Below are 20,917 nucleotides of genomic sequence, written 5' to 3'. Positions count from 1 at the left end.
CTAGGTAACACGACTACAGTTCGAGGATCTCCGAGGGGGCCGCCAGCGCATCCGCACGGGAGGTGTCCTTCAAATCCACACCGGATCTGCCGAGCTTCCTGGCACCGACGACGAGCGACGCCACGACGCGCGCCGCGACCTCGTACCCGAGCCCTCCGGGGGGATGGATATTGGATACGCAGTTCCGGTCTGCGTCGGTGCGTCCGGGCCGGGGAAGGTGGGTCAAGTAGACACCCACACTGTCGGCCACCGACAGGCCGGGCCGTTCCCCGATGAGCAGTACGAGCGTCTGCACTCCCATCGCCTCGGCGATGTGATCACCGAGCGCCACCCGGGCCTGAGTGGCGATGACGGGCGGTGCAAGAGCGTAGGTGTCACCGAGCTGCGCGACCAGAGCCGACAGGAGTGGAACCCCGTGATCGGCCAGCGCGCGGGGTGAGAGACCGTCGGCGAGCACGAATCCGACCTCGGCGGTACCCCTCGGAATGGAGGACAGGTCGGCGGGGGACCTGCCGAGGTCCGGTCGTCTCAGGTACTCGCCACGGTCGCTCGCCTGACTGGCGACGACTACCGGCCGTCCCAGACCGACCGTCTCGACCTGGTCCGCCAGCGCTGCCGCGTCGAGCGGCTGGTGCACCGCATCGCGCGCCGCGGCGTGCGCCGAGCGGAACTCGAGCACCCGCCGAGTGGGCAGCGCATCACCGGCCCGGCCCAGCCCGATTCGGGCCTGCGTCGTGGCGCGCAGTTCGGTCCAGAAGTCCTGCGCTGCAGGTTCGTGCGCACTGTGGTTCACGATGCCACCGTCAGAGCCCGCAGCGGTGAGGCCGCCGCATCCACCGGCAGAATCCTGCCGTCGCCGTCGACCATGCCGAGACGGCGCAACCAGTCCTCGAACTCGGGTGCAGGCCGGAGCCCGAGGACCTGACGAGCGTAGAGGGCGTCATGGAACGACAGGCTCTGGTAGCCGAGCATCACGTCGTCCGCACCGGGCACCGCGATGACGAACGCCGCGCCCGCGACACCGAGCAGGGTGAGCAGCGTGTCCATGTCGTCCTGATCGGCCTCGGCGTGATTGGTGTAGCAGACGTCGACGCCCATGGGCAGTCCAAGCAGCTTTCCGCAGAAGTGGTCCTCGAGCCCGGCCCTGATGATCTGTTTTCCGTCGTACAGATATTCCGGTCCGATGAACCCGACCACGGTGTTGACGAGAAGCGGCTCGAGGTCGCGCGCCACGGCATACGCCCGGGCCTCGAGGGTCTGTTGGTCGACGGCCCGGCCGCCCGTACCGAGGTGCGCGCCCGCACTGAGCGCCGATCCCTGCCCGGTCTCGAGGTACATGACGTTGTCGCCGACGGTGCCGCGCCGCAGCGAGCGGCCCGCTTCGTTGGCTTGCCGCAGAAGCGCGATATCCACACCGAAACTCGAGTTGGCGCCCTGGGTTCCGGCGATGGACTGAAACACGAGGTCGACGGGAACGCCTGATTCGATCAGTCCCATGGTGGTGGTGACGTGAGACAGGACGCACGACTGCGCAGGGATGTCGAATCGCTGACGGATGTCGTCCAGTAGATGAAGGAGCTCCGAGGTGGCATGCGGGGAATCCGTCGCCGGATTGATGCCGATCACCGCGTCTCCGCACCCGAGGAGCAGACCGTCGAGTGTTGCGGCCGCGATCCCGCGCGGGTCGTCGGTGGGATGGTTGGGTTGCAACCGGGTGCCCAGAGTGCCGGGCCGGCCGAGCGTGGTTCGGAACCCGGCGGTGACGTGCACGGCCCGGGCCACAGCGATGAGATCCTGGTTCCGCATGATCTTGCTGACCGCGGCCACCATTTCCGGAGTCAGTCCCGGGCCGACTCGCCGCAGGATCTCGGCCGCATTCTTGCCCGCTGCCACCTCGAGCAGCCAGTCCCGGAATCCGCCGACCGTGAGATGTGAGATCTCACCGAAGGCCACCCGATCGTGCGAGTCGATGATGAGCCGGCTCACCTCGTCGTCCTCGTAGGGCACGACGAGTTCGTCGAGGAAGGTGGTGAGGGAAACGTCGGCGAGGGCCCACTGCGCCGCAGCACGTTCGGCGTCCGAAGACGCGGCGCAGCCGGCGAGCTCGTCCCCGCTGCGAAGCGGCGTGGCCTTGGCCAACAGGTCGACGAGCCCGTCGAACGTATATCCGACACCGGCTATCGAGTGCGTGTACATGGTCATCCCAGCTCTTCCTCTGCCTCCGCAAGAGCAGCAAACTCCTCGTCGGGGGAATTGGCAACCAGGTGATGGCGGCTGTACAGGCCGAAGTAGGCCATGAACCCGGCAAAGGCGATCAGCGTCCACAGTGCGGCGACCGGGTCGACGAGGAACGTGGCAATCACCGCAGCGGCCGCGATCACGAGGGCGAAGGAGGTGGTGGCAATTCCGCCCGGGGTGCGGTACGGGCGCGTCATGTCGGGTTCGCGGCGGCGGAGCACGATGTGACTGATCATCATCAGCACGTAGCTGACGGCTGCGCCGAACACCGCCATGTTGAGCAACATGGCACCTTCACCGGTGAGGGAGAGCGCGAAACCGATGACGCCCGGGACGATGAGCGCGAGGGTGGGAGCCTTGCGGGAATTGGTAACCGACAGATTCTTCGGCAGGTACCCGGCACGCGACAACGCGAAGGTCTGCCGCGAGTACGCGTACATGATCGAGAAGAAGCTTGCGACCAGCCCGGCCAGGCCGATGTAGTTGACCACCTTGGCGGCGGTACCGTCACCGAGGGCCTCGACGAGTGGATTGCCCGAAGTCGCCAGACCCTCGGCGCCCATCGCTCCCGTGGCGAGGAACAGCACAGCCGCCGCCGTGACGAGCAGGACGAGCATGCTGATGATGATCCCGCGCGGTACGTTCTTTTCCGGCTCACGCGCTTCTTCCGCGGCCAGCGGAACACCCTCTACCGCAAGGAAGAACCAGATCGCGAACGGTACCGCAGCCCAGATGCCGAACAGGCCGAACGGCAGGAAGCTCGACGCTCCCACCGCGTCGGTGGGAGCGATGTCCGTCAGATTCCCCGCATCGAACAGCCCGATCGCCGAGATCACGAAGATGACGAGCCCGACGAGGGCGATCGCGGTGATCACGAACATGGCCTTGAGAGCCTCGCCCGCACCCGTGAGGTGGATGCCGATGAAGATGGCGTACACGGCGAGGTACACCCACCAGCCGTCGGTGATCCCGAAGAGCTCGAGCGATTCGACGTAGCTGCCGATGAAGGTGGCAATCGCGGCGGGTGCAATCGCATACTCGATGAGAATGGCCGTGCCGGTGGCGAATCCACCCCACGGACCCAGTGCGCGCCGGGCGAAGGTGTAGCCGCCTCCCGCCGCCGGGAGCGCAGACGACAGCTCCGCCATACCGAGAACCATCGCCAGGTACATGCCTGCGATGACCACACCGGCGATCAGCAGACCACCGAATCCGCCCTCGGCGAGCCCGTTGTTCCACCCCGCATAGTCACCGGAGATCACATAGCTGACTCCGAGGCCGGCGAGAAGTACCCACCCTGCCGATCCCTTTCGGAGGGTGCGCTTTTCGAGATAACTGCTGTCCTCGGAGTGATAGTCCACACCATCGTGGTGGTCACCGGTTCCGGAATTCTTGGATGGTTCAACGAGTGACATTCCGTCCCCTACATCGATATGAATGCTGCCGCGGCGCACGTGCCGAGGCGAACGGTAAGCGTGCTGTGTACACGTCGTGTCAGCGTGGGGTGTCCACGACGTAAAAACCGGAGCCGCGTCATGTGCCCGGGCGGGCGCCGGGCACGGGGCAGGCGTCGACCGCCTCGGCGACCACCTGCGGCTCGGCGGACGGGGCGGGCCGCCAGCCCTGCTCCCACCGCTCACCGACGATGACGTCTTCGGCTGCGAGGCTGGTGTTCTCCTCGGGTGTGAAGGCGCGGGCCCGGCTGAGGAACCGCATCCCTTCGGGGCTTTCGACGCTGAAGCCCGACCCACGACCCGGCACGACGTCGAGTACGAGCTGCGTATGCTTCCACGCCTCGAACTGCGAACCGGAAATCCACACCGGAACCGCGTCGACGCCCTCGGGGCGCGTCGGCAACGTCTCACCGACGCCGAGACGGAGGTCCAGGACGCCGAGCAGCACGTCCCGGTCCCCCACGATGAACTCGCCGTCCGGGTAACACATCGGCGCGGAGCCGTCACAACATCCACCCGACTGATGCATCATCAGCGCGCCGTGGATACCGCCGAGGCGGCGGAGAAGCTCCACCGCCCCGGCGGTTGCCTTCAGGCGCGCGGGCGCCCGAACCGCGTCCATCAGAAGAAGCCCTGAGCCTTCGCGGCGTAGCTGACCAGCAGGTTCTTGGTCTGCTGGTAGTGCTCGAGCATCATCAGGTGGTTCTCACGGCCGATGCCGGACTGCTTGTAGCCACCGAAGGCGGCGTGCGCCGGGTACTGGTGGTACGTGTTGGTCCACACCCGGCCGGCCTGGATGTCACGGCCCGCGCGATAGGCGACCCCGCCGTCACGCGACCACACACCGGCTCCGAGGCCGTACAGGGTGTCGTTGGCGATCTCGATGGCCTGGTCGTAATCCTTGAACGAGGTGACCGACACGACGGGCCCGAAGATCTCCTCCTGGAAGATCCGCATCTTGTTCTGGCCGGTGAAGATGGTCGGCTGAACGTAGTACCCGCCCGACAGATCGCCGCCGAGCTCCGCGCGCTCACCACCGGTGATGACCTTGGCGCCCTCACCCTTGCCGATCTCGATGTAGGACAAGATTTTCTCGAGCTGATCATTGGACGCCTGCGCGCCGATCATCGTGTCGGTGTCGAGCGGGTCACCCTGACGCACGGCCTTGGTGCGAATGGCGGCCATCGCCAGGAACTCGTCGAAGATGTCCTCCTGGATCAGCGACCGCGACGGGCAGGTGCACACCTCGCCCTGATTGAGGGCGAACATCGTGAATCCCTCGAGTGCCTTGTCCTGGTAATCGTCGTTGGAGGACAACACATCCGAGAAGAAGATGTTGGGGCTCTTGCCACCCAGCTCGAGGGTGACCGGAATCAGGTTCTGCGAGGCGTACTGCATGATGAGCCGGCCCGTGGTGGTCTCGCCCGTGAACGCGATCTTCCTGATCCGGGGGCTCGACGCCAACGGCTTGCCCGCTTCGACACCGAAGCCGTTGACGATGTTCACCACACCGGCGGGCAGAAGGTCACCGATGATGGAGATCAGGTGCAGGATCGACGCCGGAGTCTGCTCGGCAGGCTTGAGCACTACCGCGTTTCCGGCGGCCAGTGCCGGCGCCAGCTTCCACACGGCCATCAGGATGGGGAAGTTCCAGGGAATGATCTGGCCGACCACGCCGAGCGGCTCGTGGAAGTGGTACGCGACGGTGTCGTTGTCGATCTCCGACAGCGCCCCCTCCTGCGCTCGAATGGCCCCGGCGAAGTAGCGGAAGTGATCCACGGCCAACGGAATGTCCGCGTTCAGGGTCTCGCGGATCGGCTTGCCGTTGTCCCAGGACTCGGCGAGCGCGATGGACTCGAGGTTCTCCTCGATACGGTCGGCGATCTTGTTCAGGATGATCGCGCGCTCGGCCACAGACGTCTTGCCCCAAGCCGGTGCCGCGGCGTGCGCGGCGTCGAGCGCGAGCTCGATGTCCTCGGACGTAGACCGGGCGACCTCACAGAACGGCTGGCCGGTGACGGGTGTCGGATTCTCGAAGTACTGGCCCTTGACGGGCGCAACCCACTGGCCGCCGATCCAGTTGTCGTAACGCGATTGGAAGGACATGACGGCGTCGGGCGAACCCGGGCGGGCATACACGGTCATCGATAACTCCCTGGTGTCGTGAAGCTCAATTGCTTTTCGGATGTGACTCACAACACTAGGGAACGTACCGTTGCAACTACGTTGCGTACTGCTGATCGAACAGATCGACCCGAGACTTGACCTGCGAGTACAGGGGCGAACGTGGATCGAGTCCGGCGAGATAGGCCTCCCACGCGGCCACGTCTGCTCGGCCGTGCACCGACGTGGTCCACCGCGCCAGCAATCGCTGGTCACCCTCACGGAGCAACGCGGCCTGCACCCGCGCACGCAGTTCGTCCCGGATGTCCTCGACGCCGGGTGCATCGGATCCGGGCAGCACCGGACCGGAGTAGATGTCCAGTGCAGCGGCGAGCTGGCCCCGGTCGAGGGCACTGCGCACCTGCTGCACATCCGACACCAGGTCGGCGAGCAACCGATACGGACGCGAACCGATACCGGCCGTCCCGAAAACTTTTCGGAGCCGGGACATCTCGGCCCTGATCGTGACCGAGTCCAGATCACTCTCGTCGAGGAGGACGGCGAGACGGTCCGAACTGAGCCCCTCGGGATGCTCGGCGAGGAGCAGCAGGATTTCTGCGTGGCGCCGCGACAGCGGAGTACGCCGGCCTTCACGGACGAGGCTGGGCCGACCCGAGCCCAGTACCTCCAATCGGGTGACGGTGTCGACGAGGGGCTGCGGCGAGCGCAGCAGATTCAGCCGTAGTTCGGCTTCTGCCGCGGCAACGGTGGCTCGAATCAGCGAGAGCACCTCGGGGACGGCTACCCGCGGACCACCGGTGATGTCGATCGCCCCGACGATCAGCCCGGTAGCAGGATCGTGGACCGGGGCAGCCGAGCAACTCCACTCGTGGACCGAACGGCTGAAATGCTCGGCACCGAAGATCTGCACGCAGTGATCGAGGGCCAGAGCCGTTCCCGGCGCGTTGGTGCCGACGGTGTCTTCACTCCAGTCGGCACCCTCGACGAAGTTCATGTTCAGCGCGCGATCCTTGGCCGTGGAATCGCCTTCGACCCACAGTAGCTGTCCCTTCTCGTCGGTGATGGCGACGAGAAGACCGGTATCGGCCGCGTCCTCGACGAGCAGTTTGCGCACGACCGGGCGGATCAGCGCCATCGGATGCGAGGCCCGGTACTCGGCCAGCTCCGAGGCGGCAAGATGATCTGCCCGGGCGGCGCCGTCCGGATTGACGCCCTTACGGGTGCTCCGCATCCACGAATCGAGGATGACGGAGCGGACGGCATTCTGCTCCGTGTCGGGGACGGCGGGCACGGACCGGTCGACGAACAATTGGTGCGCCGAAGACACCCGTCGTGCGAGCACTGCGACATCGTCGCCGGGTCGTACGGCGACCCACGGGTTGCCCCCGGTGGGCGGTTGCTTCTGCATCGGATCCTCCACGGCGTCTCTACTACTGTAACGCGGGCCACACTTCCGGCGGGCAAGGGCTGTCGGGCAGGTAGGGGCTGTCACCCCGAGAGGAAGGTACTGACCCGTTCGGCCACCATCACCGCGGTGGCGTGCGGGCCACGACTCGGCACCACCGGGAACACCGACGTGTCGGCAATGGTGAGTCCGTCGATTCCGTGGACGTTGCAGCGCTCGTCGACCACCGCGCCGGCGTCGTCCGAATCCCCCATTCGGCAACTGCCACAGAGGTGCTGCGACGTCCCCAGGTGGGCGCGCACCGCGTTGTCCGACACTTCCTCTGATACCGGCTCCACCAGCGGGCGGAAGGCCGGCGATCGGAGAAGTTCCACACCGAGCGCGACGCCGTCCCGGAGCGCCCGGCGATCGGAGTCCGTTTCCGCGTAGCGATACTCTATCCGCGGACGAACGCGGCGGTGCGGGGACGCCAGCCGAATTCGACCACGGCTCTCCGGGGTCATCACACCTATTCCGAGCCGGGGAACGGGCTGACCGGACCCGGGCACGAGGACATCGAAAGATGCCGTGTACGGACGGATTTCGATCTGCCCGACGTTGAGCACGGCCTCGAGCACCGGACTGGTGGCGTCGCGGCGCAGTGGAGCCCGCACCCGATAGGGCAGACCCACTTCGGGGTGGTCGCTGAAGTCGCTCCCGACACCCGGTGCATCCGTCACCGGACGAATGCCGTTGTCCCGCAGATGTTCAGCCGGCCCGATTCCCGAGTGCATCAGCAGCACAGGCGTCTCGACGGCGCCTGCCGCGAGAACGACCCGATCCGCCCGGACCACCCGTCGAGCGCCGCCGCTGTCGATCTCGACGCCGACCGCCCTGGTGCCGGAGAAAAGAATGCGAACGACGTGCGAGTCGACGTCGACCGTGAGATTGGGGCGATCGAGGGCGGGCAGCAGATAGGCCGACGCCGTACTGACCCGCCGGCCGTCGCCGACATTGAGCGGCACGGGTCCGATTCCCTCGCCGTCGCGCCCGTTCTTGTCCGCTTCCTCCGCGAACCCCAGGTCGAGGGCGGCGAGGTGGAAGGCTGCACTCACCGCACTCAGCCGATCGGCCGGTTGCCTGCGCACCGGCACAGGGCCCGTTGCCCCATGCAATGGACCCTCGAAATCGACATCTGTCTCCAGTGCGCGGAAGAAGGGCAGCACGTGGTCGTACGACCAGGACGGCGGCCACCGATCGAAGTCCGGCGCCGTCCCGCGGATGAAATATGCACCGTTGACGGCGCCCGAGCCTCCGAGGACATGACCGCGCACCATGGCCGAAGGTATGCCGGGCGTCAGTTCGATTCCGTAGGTGTCGCCGTAGGGACTGCGCGGGCCGACCGGCAATGTGCGGTAGTCGAGCACGGAAGAACACTCGGCCGCCGATCGATACCCGGGACCGGACTCGAGCAGGACGACGGTTCGGTCAGGATCCTCGCTGAGCCGCGCAGCGACGACACAACCACTCGAACCACCGCCGACGACTACCACGTCGGCAGCTCGGACGGGACCGGCCACTACGATTTCAGCCGAGGCTTCACGGCGTCGAAATCACGGGCAGCGATCACGCCCTTCCACAGTCCGGCACCGTAGGCGATGTCGTCGATCCGTTTGAACGCAGTGTGCCGCACGGGACCCAGTCCGCCGGGTTCACGGTGGGTGACCCAGTCGGCGACCCCCTCCGCGATCGCGATGGCGAGGGCGATCCGGCGAATCCGTCTCGACAGCACCACCGCCAGGAGCGTAATCGGCCAGTAGTGCCGGCACATCGCGGAGGCGAGCTGCCAGGCACCGCCCGCAAACCCTTGGGCTGCGAGGATCGCGGCGATTCGGGTTGGCTGATCGAGCCCGGTGAACATGCGGCGAAGACGCACCACCATCATCGCCAGGGTGGCGACGGCTCCGAGCAGACCGAGCCGAGTGCAGGTGGCCGCGGCGATGCACGCGAAAAACGTCCACGGAGACATGGACAGCGGCGGAACCATCCCCGCGTGCCGCGAGGCGAGCGGCGCCGCACCTGTCCCGTAGAACAACTTGCGGTCGAACCACCTGCCGAAGGTGACCCGGTGATCATGCGCCACATGAGCCACAGGCTCGTACCGCAGCCGCCAGCCGGATTCCTGCAGGCGCCAGCACAGGTCTACATCCTCGGCAACGTGCATGGACTCGTCGAATCCACCGAACTCGTCCACCACCTCACGGCGGGCGATCATCGCCGCGCTGGGCACATACGACACGGGCCCACCGGATTGGACCGCCGATTCCTTGCGCCCCAGATCCAGTGAGGATCGGCCGTGCTCGTATCGCGCCAGCGTGCTCGCCTCGGGGTCGAGAGCGACGATCCGCGGGGCCACGAGCGCGACCGCAGGGTCGCTGAAATGGCCGAGCATCACTTCGATCCATCCCGTTCGAGGCAGCACGTCGGAGTCCAGAAAGGCAACGAAGGGGGTTGCCGCGGAACGGAGACCGGTGTTTCTTGCCGCGGCGGGACCCCTGGCGGTGTCGTGGCGGAGAACGGTGACACGTCCGCACCCGTTCTGCAACGCGGGAGAGACCACCGGAACGTCGGAACCGTCGTCCACCACGATCACTTCCAGGCCCCGCAGCGACGCGAGGAGGCGGTGGAGCCCGCCCGGATTGTTCTTCACCGGAATGACCACGGTGACGTCCTGGGGTGAGGGAGTGCTCATCGGCCGCGGATTGGCGACGCCGGAATCGAGGAGTCTGCGGGCGACCACCGCCGACTGCGGATCGACGACCTCCAGAAATCCGTCGCCGATCATGGCCGCAGCGGTAGGCGCGAGTTTCAACATGCGTGTCGGTGAACCGCCGATGAGGACTCGGCCGCCGGAATATGCGCGCACCTTCGGATCGATCCGGATCCCGAATCCATCGGGAAGTCGAGCTTGGCGCATCAGTCGATGGTAGGCGGGTCGGACAGCACGGGCAGGTCATACCGGATATCGGGAACACCGAAGGTACGACGATGCGTCCTCAGCCACCCGAGGACTCCCGCGTGGGTCATGTGAGCCTCCCATCGGGGCCCGGCTCCCACCGGGCCAGTGCCTTGGACACGTCTTCGACGAGTGCGCCGAACAAGTGCGCCCCCTCCGCGGCCGTGGCGCCCGTCGGATCACCGAGCACGCCGTTGGCCGACACGGCGACCATACCGCCTTCGCGCAGTCTTGGCATCAAGCTTGCGAGAGGTTCGACATTGCCGGGTTCGGCGCTGGACAAACGTACCCGGTCGGGTGAAAGGTGTAGCAACAGGGACGTTTCCGTACGGCCGGCGTGCGCATCTGCACCCGGCACGGCGCAGGGGACCCAGGCGACATCCCGGCCCTCGTACCGGAGCAAGGCAACAGCCTTGACCAGCGCGGGACCGTTGCCGCCGTGACCGTTGACGAACAGCACCCGACCCGCCCAGCGGCACGCCGACCTCCCGTACTCCACCAGCACCGTGTCGAGCGCATCCGCGCCGAGCGACACCGTTCCCGGAAACGCCTCGTGCTCGCCGCTGGCTCCGTAGGCAATCGCGGGCGCCGCCAGCACACCGGGCAAGGCCCCTGTCACCGCTGCGGCGATTGCCGTGTCGGTGTCCAGCGGAAGGTGCGGGCCGTGCTGCTCGAGGGAGCCGACAGGGACGGCGACAGTCGCCCCGCCGCGGTCCAAATCCGTCCACACTGCGTCCTCGAGGGGCCCGGAAGCGGTCATGCCCCGATGCTATGCGAGGCGGAAGAAGGCGCTGCCATCAGAGCGACAACGCGACCCGTTCACCCTCTATGACGGCGGAGTGCGCACGCCGCGGGGCGAGGACGTCGCCGATGCGATGCACGTCGAAGCCCGCGGTAGTCAACGGGGCCCACAGGTCGTCGTCGGGCTCCTGATGGACGGAAACCACCACCCAATCGACGGTCAGTCTGCTGACCCGCCCGGTCGGGTGATGCAGCAACGCAACGGCGACCCGCGATTGCTCGCCGGGGTCACTGCCGGTCGGCACCACCTCGGTCAACTGGGTGATGCCCTTGCGGTGCGCCCGCTGATTCCAGCCCTCGAGGTCCAGGGTGATGCCGAGGTCCTGACCGACGATCATTCCCGGTGTACAGATCGTGACCTCGCACCCGCCGTCCGCAAGGAACTCCGCCACCGACGTTCCCTGGTGGAACCCCAGGTCGTCGACCACGAGCACCGTCCCCTGCGGCCCGGCCCGTCCTTCGAGGACGTCGCGCACATCCACGATCCGATCGGATCGGCCGGCCCAGTGGGGGCGCACCGGACGAGCTCCCGTTGCCAGCACCACCACGTCCGGGGAGCACCCGGCCACGGCCTCTGCCGTCGCCGATGTGCCGGTGCGCAGATCCACACCGAGACGGCGGCACTCCTTCTCCAAATTCGTGACCAGGCTGAGCAATTCACGGCGGCCGGGGACCACTGCGGCAGTACGGACCTGTCCCCCGAGTTCCCGCGCCCGCTCGTACAGCGTCACGGTGTGACCACGCAGCGCGGCCGTCGCGGCTGCCTGCAATCCCGCCGGACCGCCCCCGACCACAACAACACGGCGCCCGCGGACCCGCGGTTCGGGCAGGGCCACGGATTCCTTGCCCGCACGCGGGTTGACGACGCAACCGAGCCACCGGCCCAAGCCCATCCGGCCGACGCATTCCTGATTGCACGACAGGCACGTCCGGATGCCGGCCGTGTCCCCCGCCAGCGCCTTCCCGGCGAAGTCGGGATCGGCGACCTGTCCGCGCACCACACCGATCAGGTCGCAATGGCCCTCTGCCAAAGCCCGGTCGGCCTGAGCTGGATCCGTGAACCGTCCGACACCGACCACGGGAAGACCCACCCGTTGCCGGATGGCGTTCGGAATGAACAGTGCATAGCCGCGGGGCACCGCCATCGACGCTTCGATCATGTGCAGGGTTTCGGTGGCCACCCCGATCGAGGTGTTGATGTAGTCGACCTGCCCACAGGAATCGACGAAGGTCGCCACCTCCACGGCCTCGCCGAGCTCGACGCCTCCCTCGAACCGATCGTCACCGGCGAGCCGCACCCCGAGTGCGCGGTCCGGTCCGATCGCCTCGCGGACCGCGGCCACGACCTCGAGGAGGAACCGTGCGCGGTTGCGGAGCGAACCCCCGTAACGGTCGGTGCGCTGGTTGGTCGCCGGCGCCAGGAAGCTACGGACGAGCGAAGAATGGGAGCACTGCAGTTCGATGCCGTCGAAGCCGCCGCGGATGCACTGCTCGGCGACGAGTGCGTACCCCTCGATCAGCGTCCGGATCTCCCCGCTGTTTACCTCCTTCGGTACTTCACGGAACAACGGGTCGGGTACGGCACTCGGCGCCCACAGCGGCCGGCGTGAATACAGGCTCGACCCCTGACCACCGTTGTGGTTGAGCTGAGCGAGAATCGGCACGCCGTACCCGTGCACGGCGTCGGTGATCCGCCGATACCCGGGCACCACCTCGGGGCGGTAACCCGCGATCACCTTCTCGTACGGCCAGTCACCCGGATGGGTGGCATGTTCCTCGGAGATGATCAGCCCGGCCCCGCCCCTCGCGCGCGCCGCGTAGTAAGCGGCGTGTTGCTCGGTGGGGAGTCCGTCGACGGCGTATCCCGTGAGGTGCGCCGAGAAGACCACCCGATTGCGCACGGTGAGCGGTCCGAGGCGCAACGGGGTGAAGAGGTGACGGTAGGCGGTGTTCACACCTTGGTGTTGCCCATGTCGAGAGCGACCTGACTTCCGGTGACCGTGCGGGAACCGTCACCCGCCAGCCACAGCACCGCATCGGTGATGTCGTCGGTGCCGGCCAGCGGATGCTCGGTGAGGATCGTTCCGAAGCTCGACAGATAATGGGGGTGCTTCTCGAGTATCACCAGACTGCCGGGGTCGGTGCCCATCGGGGTCTTGACACCGTACGGGTGAATCGAGTTGACCCTAATCTTGTACTCGCCGAGCTCTTTTGCCGCCGTCTGCGTCAGGCCGACCAAGCCGAACTTGGAAGCTGCATAATTGGCCTGACCCGGCAAGGGTTTGATACCGGCGACCGAGCTCACGACGATGATGGACCCACCCCGTCCGCCCTCGATCAAAGCCGGCACTGCCGCCTTCAATGTCTTCCACGCACCCGTGAGATTGACATCGATCAGCGTCTCCCACTGCTCGTCGGGCATCTCCCAGAATCTGCTCCAGTTACAGATGCCCGCATTCGCGATCACGATGTCGAGCCGCCCGAACTGTTCGACGCCCCGATCCACCACAGCCCGCAGCGCGGCGCTGTCCCGGACGTCGGCCTGCTCGGCGAGGATCTTGCCGCCTTCGGACTCCACCAGTCGCACCGTTTCGGCCAGATCGTCGGGCGTCGCCGGTTCATAGGTGTTGTACGTCGATACCGGTCCGCAGATGTCGACGGCGATGATCGCCGCGCCCTCACGGGCCAGCCGCACAGCGTGCGTCCGCCCCTGCCCTCGGGCGGCCCCGGTGATGAACGCTACCTTGCCGTCGAACTGTCCCATGACATCGTCCTATCTCTCGTTGACGCGGGTAACCGAAGGGCATGTGCCTCGAGGCGGCCTTCGCGGATCGCTTCGAGAAGTGTTCGGGGAGCGACGCAGTCACCGACCCGAACCGCGCCGGAGCGCAGAGTGTTGTCGGGTAACCGGGGTGAACAGTCGATCACGGCGGCACACGGCACCACTGTTTCCGTACCGGTGTACCGATTCCGGATCCGCGCACCCGAGTGTCCCGCCGACACGATCCGGCTCGACAGGTGACGGGCGACTCCTGCCCGTTGCAGACGCCCGTTGGCGTCGAACAGGTCGCCGCTCGGGCCCAGACGCGATCCGGCCACCGGGTCGGGAGTCACCACACCGACCTCGCGCCCCGACGCCGCGAGCCATTCGGCGAGGGCGACCGCGACCGGGCCTCCGATCGGATCGAAGACCAGAACCGGACCCTCGTGCAGGGCGGCGCCGCTCAACACGTCGACGGCGTCGACGCACTGGGTGGTCCCGTCGACGGGGAATGGCGCTGGGCGGGGCCGGCTACCGGTGGCCACCACCACAGTCACCCCGTTCTTGTGGGCAGCATCGATGTCCGCGTCGGACACAGTGACACCGAGGCGGAAATCGACACCCAAGGACCGGCACTCGGCTTCGAGCCAGTCCGTCAGAGGCTGCAGGTGCGGTGCATAGGCGGCGGCTGTCCTCACCAGACCGCCGAGGCGGTCTGCCGCCTCGGCGACCGTGACACTGTGACCGGACGTCGCGAGGATTCGCGCCGCTTCGAGTCCCGCCGGCCCCCCGCCCACCACGAGCGCCGTCTCCGCATCTGCGGATATACACGGATACGGTTGCGGTTCCGGTGGGTCGACGACCTCGTGCCCGGCGGTCGGATTGCCGACACAGGTCACGAGAGGATTGCGGGGGTCACGCACCCGGCAGGTCTGATTGCACAGGATGCAGGGTCGTGGCGCGGAACCGCTCCGGATCTTGGCGACCAGATCGGGGTCCGCGATCTGCGCTCGCGTCATCTCGATGACGTCCGCGACACCGTCATCGAGCGCCCGCCGAGCGAGAGCGGGATCGATCACGCTGCCCTGCAGGGCGACCGGAACGCCGCCCGCCACCGCCCGCCGAACAGACAAGCACGTATCCGTGTTGAATCCGGCCGGAGTGTGAAAATCGGGACGGTACGCCGTGACCGACAGTGCGCCGCCGCGGACCACGACCAAGAGATCGAGCGCACCGGCCAATCTTTTCGCCTGCTCGACGGCGACGGAGGGTGTGATGCCGCCCCACGACGTCCGTTCATCGCACGAAAGACGCAGCGACAGTACTCGACCCGGACCCAGTTCCTCCCGGACAGCGGTAATCACCTCGCGGGTGAGCCTGAGACGGTCAGCCCCGTACTCGTCGCCGCGTACGTTGGTGAGCCCCGAATGGAATTGACGTAGTAGCCCCCTCGGCCCGGCGTCGAGTTCGACCCCGTCCATGTCCGCCTCGACCACACCGACCGCGGCGGCGCGGAAACCCTCGACGAGTTCCTCGATTTCACGCCGCTCCATCTGCATCGGCATCTCCCGCGACACCACGTCGGGCACGCGGGACGGTCCCCACAGCACGGACTGTGAATAGGCGCTCGAGCCCTGGAGTCCGGTGTGGCCCAGCCCGGCCAGCACCAGAGTGCCGTGTCGGCGGCACGCCGACACGACGTCACGCCAGCCGTCAACGCAGTCGGCAGCGAGTGGCGTGCGCTCGTAGGGCCAGTCGGAGGCGTGCACCGACGCGACCTCGGTGACGACGATTCCCGCACCACCTCTCGCCCGCCGCTCGTAGTACGCAACGTGACGCGGGGAAATAGACCGTCGCACACCGAGATTCGTGACGTGCGGACCGAAGAGCACCCTGGAGGAGGCATGACGCCCCGCCAGGGTGATCCGGTCGGTCAGCTGCGCAGCCATCTACGCGTGTCGAGTCAGGATTCGGCGCCCAGGACGCGTTCGAATCCGGGCGGGATCACAACGTCGGATGCACTGAGGTCGTGAATGGACGAGTGCCCCAGTCCGAGGAGCGCCGAATCGATGCCACCACGAAGGACGTCGAGAACGTTTTCGACACCGGCCTGACCATTCGCCGAAAGGCCCCACAGGTACGCGCGGCCGATCATGACCGCCTTGGCGCCGAGAGCGAGCGCCTTGACGACGTCGCTGCCCCGGCGGACGCCACCGTCCAGAAGGATCTCGACCTGATCGCCGACCGCATCGGCGATAGCAGGCAACGCCCGAATCGGCGCAGGTGTGCCGTCGAGGTTGTTACCACCGTGATTGGACACCGAGATGGCCGTGACACCGGCGTCGACGGCACGCTTGGCGTCGTCGATGCGCATGACACCCTTCAGCATGAACGGTCCACCCCACTGCTCACGGAGCCACGCGATGTCGTCCCAGGTGGGCAACGGTGTCTGCATCCATTCGCCGTACGCCCCGAAGAACGTGGGCGGTTCCTGACCGGGTGCCGCGAGGTTCGGTGTGGTGAGATCCGGGATCTTCCGCGTCTTCGCGAACTCGTAAAGCCACTTCGGACGCGTGATGCCTTCCGGTGCGAACTGGATCATCGCCTTCAGATCCATCTTCTCCGGGATGGCCGGGCTGCCCCAGTCGCGCCCGTAGGAGAAGGACCAGTCGGTGGTGATGATCAGCCCCGTGGCGCCGGCCGCACGAGCCCGCTCCATCCGCTGAATCAGCACGTCCCGGGTACCGACCCAGTACATCTGGAAGAAAGTCTGGGGATTCGCCGCGGTGACCTCTTCGACCGACTTGCTCGCGAACGAACTCAAGCCGATCGCCGTCCCCCGCGCCGCCGCAGCACGTGCGACCGCGACCTCGCCGTCGGGGTGCACCGCCTGCACACCGGTCGGGGAAATCACGACGGGAAGCGAAATGTTCTGCCCCATCACGGTGGTCGACAGCTCGCGCTTGTCCGAGAGACCGACGGCGTGCGGGGCGAACCCCAGCTCACCGAACGCGGTGACATTGTCGTCGACCGTCAGCCCGCGCTCGGAACCGGCGATCAGCGCCGCATACACGGACTTCGGCAAACGCTTCTTCGCGCGACGCTGGGCCTCGGCCACAGTCTCGAAGAACGGATTCTTACCCATGTCGAAAAAACCTCTCATACCGACAGACGGTTTACGTCTGTTCCATTCCCGCAAGCGGGTTCTCGTCACAAATCTTTGCGGGCGGACGCACCATCAACGTCAGCGGAACCGGTGCCCGCGGAGTCCGACGCTGGCCGGTGCGGGAGTGGTCGACGCTGGATTTCGGAATGTCGCCGCGCTCACCTGCGAGCGCCGCCTCGCCGTATCCCTGAACACATTCGGGGTCGGGCCCGTCCATCGGAAGTCCGGTGAAGAACTTCGCGGCCATACAGCCGCCGCGGCAGGAGTCGTAGTGGGCGCACTTGCTGCACGCTCCCCCGGTCTGCGGAGACCGCAGTTCCTGGAACAGGTCGGAGTGCTGCCACACATGTTGAAAGCCGCCGTCCGCCAAGATATTTCCGGCGAGGAACTGCTCGTGAATGGCGAAGGGGCACGCGTAGACGTCACCGATCGGGTCGATCAGGCAGACTACCCGGCCGGCGCCGCAGAGATTCAGACCCGGCAACGCGTCACCGTAAGCGGAAAGATGGAAGAAGGAGTCGCCCGTGAGCACGCCGTCACCGTTGGCAACCAGCCAGTTGTACAGCTCACGCTGCTGCGCCTGGGTGGGGTGCAGCTCGTCCCACACGTCCGCTCCTCGGCCGGACGGGCGCAACCGGGTGATGCGCAGGGTGGCGCCGTACTTGTCCGCCAGGGCCTTGAAGTCGTCGAGCTGGGACACGTTGTGCCGGGTGACCACCACGGAAATCTTGGCGTCCTTGAAACCGGCCTCGGACAGATTCTCCAGCGCCCGCACCGCCATCGCGAACGACCCCGGACCACGAACGGCATCATTGACCTCGGCCGTCGCGCCGTCGAGGGAGATCTGCACGTCGACGTAGTCGCTCGCCGCGAGCCGGGCGGCAACCTTCTTGTCGATCTTCACCCCGTTCGTGGAGAACTTGACTCCCACCTGGTGCGCGGTGGCGTAATCGACGAGCTCCCAGAAGTCGGATCGCACGGTGGGCTCGCCGCCACCGATGTTGACGTAGAACACCTGCATACGCTGCAGTTCGTCGATGATCGCCTTGCACTGCTCGGTACTCAGCTCCCGTGGATCACGCCGCCCCGACGAGGACAGGCAGTGCACACACGACAAGTTGCACGCGTAGGTCAGTTCCCACGTGAGGCAGATCGGGGCGTCGAGTCCCAGTTCGAACTGGTCGACGAGTCGGCCGACCGGGGCGAGCGAAGCGACGGGGGTTGTCACCGCGGAGGGCCTTTCGAGCATGGAAGTCATGGGCTGGATCCTCTGATACGGGGCGAAGAGAACTGGTCAGGCGGGGACGATCATGTGCGACTCGGCCAAAGTGCCGAGGGCTCGCGCATACTGCGGAGCGGTGTCGTCCCCGATGCCCTGCGCCCGCAATGCGGACCGGGCGTCGGAGTGGTCGGGAAGGGCCTCCACCACCGCGACGATTGTGCGGTTCTTCAGGAACGACAGCTTGCGTGTCCCGAAGTGGTAGAGCAGCGCCCCGAACGGCTCGGGACGCAGCGCCACCTGCGGATGAAGCTTCCAGCCCACATCGAGATCGATACCGGCTGTACCGGTCGCTGCGGGTGCTTCGGGCATGTCAGTACACGCCGCACATGCCGTCGATCGACACCTCTTCGACGAGAGATTCCTCGACGAGGTCGTTCTCCAGCACGTTGTTGTCACGATCGGACATGATTTCCTCCTACTGTTCGGTGATACGTAGGCGAGTCACTGGGATGCTTCCCGTCATAGAAGGACCCTTCTGTGACTCGCCTCACCACTGTAATGGCATCGAGTGCAGAATGACAGACCGGGAGGGACGAAACATGAAAAGTCGTCGAAAACCAGCCAGTCGGATAGGGCGACGCCCGTCCACAACGCAGGACCGGATCAGTACCGTGGGGATCGAGCTGTTCACCAGGCAAGGGTTCGACGCCACCAGCGTCGACGAGGTCGCCGAGGCATCCGGCATCGCCCGGCGCACCCTCTTTCGCTACTTCCCGTCCAAGAATGCGATCCCGTGGGGCGATTTCGACGCCCACCTCGCCGAGATGCGCGCTCAACTCGCCGCACAGCCGGACGACATTCCGATCGCGGATGGCCTCACGGCCGCCCTCCTCGAGTTCAACGCCTTCCCTGCAAGCGAGGAAGTCAATCACCGCAAGCGAATGGGCCTCATTCTGCGGGTACCTGCGCTGCAGGCATATTCGGTGGTGATGTACGAAGGATGGCGCAACGTCATCGCCGAGTACGTGGCCGGCCGACTCGGAGTCTTACCCACCGACCACATTCCGCGCACTGTCGGCTATCTCCTACTCGGGGTTGCGATGTCGGCATACGAGCAGTGGCTCGATGACGATTCGCTCGAACTGAACGAACTACTCGCCAGCGGAATGCAATCGCTTTACGATGGGCTGAGTTCCCTCGGCGAGCCCGACACACGAACCTGATCTCCTCCCGCCGTCACCACTAGGCAAGGTTGCCTCGAATGTCCTCCACTCTCGACACACCCGCTTTCGACTCTCTCGCTCCGTGCGAATCCGGTCTCTGGTCACACGGTCACGTCACGGTAGAGCGCGTCACCGCCGGACCGCTCACGCTGACTCGCGACGGCGACTACTTGCGGGTGCGGCATGCCCTGACACCGGAGGATCTGAGCGAGCGGCTCGTGGCCTCGGTGACCGCGTCGATCGAGGACGCCGACTTCGGTCAGGACGAATTCGAGTCGACCATGGTCGGGCTTGTTCGCTCCACCGTCGACGGTGCGCTCGAGGCCTGGACCGTCTACTACCGCAACTCTCTGGACGAATTGCTGGACGGCACCGCCGACTTCGCACCGATCCACGAGAAGGCGGAGGAACTCGTCCGCGGTTCCGTCCTGGACCTCGGGTCGTGCTTCGGATTCTTGCCCCTGCGACTCGCCCGCGCGGGGCGCTCCGTCACGGCGACCGACATTCTGCCCGGCACCATGACCCTCCTCGACGCCGTGGCACCAGAGCTCGGACTGGACCTGGACACCCTCGTCTGCGACGCCGCGCACGTACCGGTTCCCGACGACAGCTTCGACACCGTCACCGCCATCCACCTCCTCGAACACGTCGACGACAGCATCGGTACCGCGGTGATATCCGAGGCCCTCCGCGTTGCCCGCGACCGGGTTGTCGTCGCTGTCCCCTATGAGGACGAGGCAACCGCGTGCCACGGACATATCCGCACCTTCGACACCCGGTCGCTCACGAAGCTCGGCGAAGCGACAGGACGCCCGTTCGCGGTGTTCGAACACCACGGCGGCTGGCTCGTCATCGACTGCTGACCGCCTCACGATGCGCGCAGGTGCGCGGCCGCCGGTAGCGGTGGGGCCGTGGAGCGATAGTGGTGTCCGGTCGGGGTGCCGAGGTCGATGAGGTGGGTGCGGCCGGGATTGCGTAGTGGGCGGGCGTTCCAACCCGGTGCTTCCTTCGCGTAGTTGCAGGCCTCGCACAGCCCGGACCCGTTGTCCGCGCTGGTCGCACCCGCGTTGCTGTACGAGCGGATGTGGTCGTGATGGCGGATCGGGGCATCGCACCACGGTGTGCGGCAGGTGCGGTCCCGGAGATCGATCAGCGTCTTCAGGCTCTTCGGGAACGTGCGCGACTGGGATTCCATCGCCGTCAACGCCCCCGACTGTGGGCACGAATACACCCGCCGCAATGTCGTCTCGGCAACTCCATCGATGGCGTCAGCCACCATGTGTCGTGCTATCCCCGCCGGCACCGGCCCGAACCCCTGCAGGTGGGCTGCTTCGTGGCCGCCGGCGAGCAGCGACTCGTCCGACAGCACCAGGTTCACCGACACCGGCACACCTGACGCCAGTGACGCTCCGGTGCCGCGCGCGAACAACAGGTCCACCATCACCTGATTGCGGGTGCGGCCACCACTGTTGCCGATGGCGATGAGACTGTCGGCGTCCCGGCCCAGCGTGGCCTGCAGGCAGACAGC

The 20,917-nt window shown here is 66.5% G+C and carries 18 protein-coding genes and 1 pseudogene; 2 read left to right on the top strand and 17 right to left on the bottom strand.

Annotated features, from left to right (window positions below; all coding sequences use genetic code 11):
- Positions 1-13 precede the first annotated feature (13 nt).
- From eutC to mftA, 16 genes are all read right to left on the bottom strand, one after another.
- The gene (gene eutC / locus L1080_RS05180; RefSeq protein WP_159925575.1) at positions 14-793 is read right to left on the bottom strand and encodes an ethanolamine ammonia-lyase subunit EutC; all 780 of its coding nucleotides are present in this window, start codon (positions 791-793) and stop codon (positions 14-16) included.
- Entirely contained in the window at positions 790-2,202 is a 1,413-nt protein-coding gene (locus L1080_RS05175; RefSeq protein ID WP_109331683.1) for an ethanolamine ammonia-lyase subunit EutB, read from the bottom strand. The genes eutC and L1080_RS05175 overlap by 4 nt, the downstream gene beginning before the upstream one ends.
- The gene (eat, locus tag L1080_RS05170) at positions 2,199-3,653 is read right to left on the bottom strand and encodes an ethanolamine permease (protein ID WP_159925573.1); all 1,455 of its coding nucleotides are present in this window, start codon (positions 3,651-3,653) and stop codon (positions 2,199-2,201) included. Before eat ends, L1080_RS05175 begins: the two co-directional genes overlap by 4 nt.
- A 118-nt stretch (positions 3,654-3,771) precedes the next feature.
- A complete protein-coding gene (locus L1080_RS05165) occupies positions 3,772-4,314 on the bottom strand; it encodes a DUF779 domain-containing protein (protein ID WP_109331685.1) in 543 nt (180 codons plus the stop codon).
- On the bottom strand, positions 4,314-5,837 hold the full coding sequence (gene adh, locus L1080_RS05160) for an aldehyde dehydrogenase (protein ID WP_109331686.1): 1,524 nt from the start codon (positions 5,835-5,837) through the stop codon (positions 4,314-4,316). Before adh ends, L1080_RS05165 begins: the two co-directional genes overlap by 1 nt.
- Before the next feature lie 76 nt (positions 5,838-5,913).
- The gene (locus L1080_RS05155) at positions 5,914-7,224 is read right to left on the bottom strand and encodes a sigma-54-dependent transcriptional regulator family protein (RefSeq protein WP_250768907.1); all 1,311 of its coding nucleotides are present in this window, start codon (positions 7,222-7,224) and stop codon (positions 5,914-5,916) included.
- A gap of 80 nt (positions 7,225-7,304) precedes the next feature.
- Positions 7,305-8,780: a mycofactocin dehydrogenase MftG gene (gene mftG, locus L1080_RS05150; protein WP_250768904.1), complete on the bottom strand. Its 1,476-nt coding sequence runs from the start codon at positions 8,778-8,780 to the stop codon at positions 7,305-7,307.
- Positions 8,780-10,177 carry a mycofactocin biosynthesis glycosyltransferase MftF gene (mftF, locus tag L1080_RS05145; protein ID WP_250768901.1) on the bottom strand — a complete coding sequence of 466 codons (1,398 nt, stop codon included), beginning with the start codon at positions 10,175-10,177 and terminating at the stop codon, positions 8,780-8,782. Before mftF ends, mftG begins: the two co-directional genes overlap by 1 nt.
- A gap of 106 nt (positions 10,178-10,283) precedes the next feature.
- A complete protein-coding gene (gene mftE / locus L1080_RS05140) occupies positions 10,284-10,976 on the bottom strand; it encodes a mycofactocin biosynthesis peptidyl-dipeptidase MftE (RefSeq protein WP_109331689.1) in 693 nt (230 codons plus the stop codon).
- Between the two features lie 37 nt (positions 10,977-11,013).
- Positions 11,014-12,972, bottom strand: coding sequence for a mycofactocin system FadH/OYE family oxidoreductase 2 (locus L1080_RS05135; protein WP_250768807.1), 1,959 nt, complete (start codon positions 12,970-12,972; stop codon positions 11,014-11,016).
- Positions 12,969-13,781, bottom strand: a complete 813-nt coding sequence (locus L1080_RS05130; protein WP_109331691.1) for a mycofactocin-coupled SDR family oxidoreductase — start codon at positions 13,779-13,781, stop codon at positions 12,969-12,971. Before L1080_RS05130 ends, L1080_RS05135 begins: the two co-directional genes overlap by 4 nt.
- Positions 13,757-15,727 (bottom strand): mycofactocin system FadH/OYE family oxidoreductase 1, encoded by a 1,971-nt coding sequence (locus L1080_RS05125; RefSeq protein WP_250768802.1) that lies wholly within the window; start codon positions 15,725-15,727, stop codon positions 13,757-13,759. Before L1080_RS05125 ends, L1080_RS05130 begins: the two co-directional genes overlap by 25 nt.
- Positions 15,728-15,741: 14 nt before the next feature.
- Positions 15,742-16,923 (bottom strand): pre-mycofactocin synthase MftD, encoded by a 1,182-nt coding sequence (gene mftD, locus L1080_RS05120; RefSeq protein ID WP_250769214.1) that lies wholly within the window; start codon positions 16,921-16,923, stop codon positions 15,742-15,744.
- 31 nt (positions 16,924-16,954) lie between these two features.
- Complete coding sequence (gene mftC / locus L1080_RS05115; protein WP_159925555.1) at positions 16,955-18,202, bottom strand: mycofactocin radical SAM maturase; 1,248 nt, start codon at positions 18,200-18,202, stop codon at positions 16,955-16,957.
- Positions 18,203-18,238: 36 nt separating this feature from the next.
- On the bottom strand, positions 18,239-18,535 hold the full coding sequence (gene mftB / locus L1080_RS05110) for a mycofactocin biosynthesis chaperone MftB (RefSeq protein WP_109331694.1): 297 nt from the start codon (positions 18,533-18,535) through the stop codon (positions 18,239-18,241).
- Between the two features lies 1 nt (position 18,536).
- Entirely contained in the window at positions 18,537-18,632 is a 96-nt protein-coding gene (mftA, locus tag L1080_RS05105; RefSeq protein ID WP_005573048.1) for a mycofactocin precursor MftA, read from the bottom strand.
- Positions 18,633-18,765: 133 nt separating this feature from the next.
- Between mftA and mftR the strand changes: the two genes are divergently transcribed.
- Both mftR and mftM read left to right on the top strand, forming a co-directional pair.
- Entirely contained in the window at positions 18,766-19,389 is a 624-nt protein-coding gene (gene mftR, locus L1080_RS05100; protein WP_250768799.1) for a mycofactocin system transcriptional regulator, read from the top strand.
- A 38-nt stretch (positions 19,390-19,427) separates the two neighbouring features.
- The gene (gene mftM, locus L1080_RS05095; protein ID WP_250768797.1) at positions 19,428-20,252 is read left to right on the top strand and encodes a mycofactocin oligosaccharide methyltransferase MftM; all 825 of its coding nucleotides are present in this window, start codon (positions 19,428-19,430) and stop codon (positions 20,250-20,252) included.
- A gap of 5 nt (positions 20,253-20,257) precedes the next feature.
- Here the strand turns inward: mftM and L1080_RS05090 are convergent.
- A pseudogene (locus L1080_RS05090) lies at positions 20,258-20,917 on the bottom strand (HNH endonuclease); the annotation flags it as partial.

The organism is Rhodococcus sp. MSC1_016, assembly GCF_023667485.2.
GTDB classification, from domain to species: domain Bacteria; phylum Actinomycetota; class Actinomycetes; order Mycobacteriales; family Mycobacteriaceae; genus Rhodococcus_F; species Rhodococcus_F oxybenzonivorans.
The sequence above is the reverse complement of the archived record's forward strand: the minus strand, read 5'-3'. Positions and strand labels throughout refer to the sequence as shown.

Bases quoted from the DNA above. Each gene is read 5' to 3' on its own strand.
- L1080_RS05175 (WP_109331683.1), bottom strand. From the start codon at position 2,202: ATGACCATGTACACGCACTCGATAGCCGGTGTCGGATATACGTTCGAC.
- eat (WP_159925573.1), bottom strand. From the start codon at position 3,653: ATGTCACTCGTTGAACCATCCAAGAATTCCGGAACCGGTGACCACCAC.
- L1080_RS05165 (WP_109331685.1), bottom strand. From the start codon at position 4,314: ATGGACGCGGTTCGGGCGCCCGCGCGCCTGAAGGCAACCGCCGGGGCG.
- adh (WP_109331686.1), bottom strand. From the start codon at position 5,837: ATGACCGTGTATGCCCGCCCGGGTTCGCCCGACGCCGTCATGTCCTTC.
- L1080_RS05155 (WP_250768907.1), bottom strand. From the start codon at position 7,224: ATGCAGAAGCAACCGCCCACCGGGGGCAACCCGTGGGTCGCCGTACGA.
- mftF (WP_250768901.1), bottom strand. From the start codon at position 10,177: ATGCGCCAAGCTCGACTTCCCGATGGATTCGGGATCCGGATCGATCCG.
- mftE (WP_109331689.1), bottom strand. From the start codon at position 10,976: ATGACCGCTTCCGGGCCCCTCGAGGACGCAGTGTGGACGGATTTGGAC.
- L1080_RS05130 (WP_109331691.1), bottom strand. From the start codon at position 13,781: ATGGGACAGTTCGACGGCAAGGTAGCGTTCATCACCGGGGCCGCCCGA.
- L1080_RS05125 (WP_250768802.1), bottom strand. From the start codon at position 15,727: ATGGCTGCGCAGCTGACCGACCGGATCACCCTGGCGGGGCGTCATGCC.
- mftD (WP_250769214.1), bottom strand. From the start codon at position 16,923: ATGGGTAAGAATCCGTTCTTCGAGACTGTGGCCGAGGCCCAGCGTCGC.
- mftC (WP_159925555.1), bottom strand. From the start codon at position 18,202: ATGACTTCCATGCTCGAAAGGCCCTCCGCGGTGACAACCCCCGTCGCT.
- mftB (WP_109331694.1), bottom strand. From the start codon at position 18,535: ATGCCCGAAGCACCCGCAGCGACCGGTACAGCCGGTATCGATCTCGAT.
- mftA (WP_005573048.1), bottom strand. From the start codon at position 18,632: ATGTCCGATCGTGACAACAACGTGCTGGAGAACGACCTCGTCGAGGAA.
- mftR (WP_250768799.1), top strand. From the start codon at position 18,766: ATGAAAAGTCGTCGAAAACCAGCCAGTCGGATAGGGCGACGCCCGTCC.
- mftM (WP_250768797.1), top strand. From the start codon at position 19,428: ATGTCCTCCACTCTCGACACACCCGCTTTCGACTCTCTCGCTCCGTGC.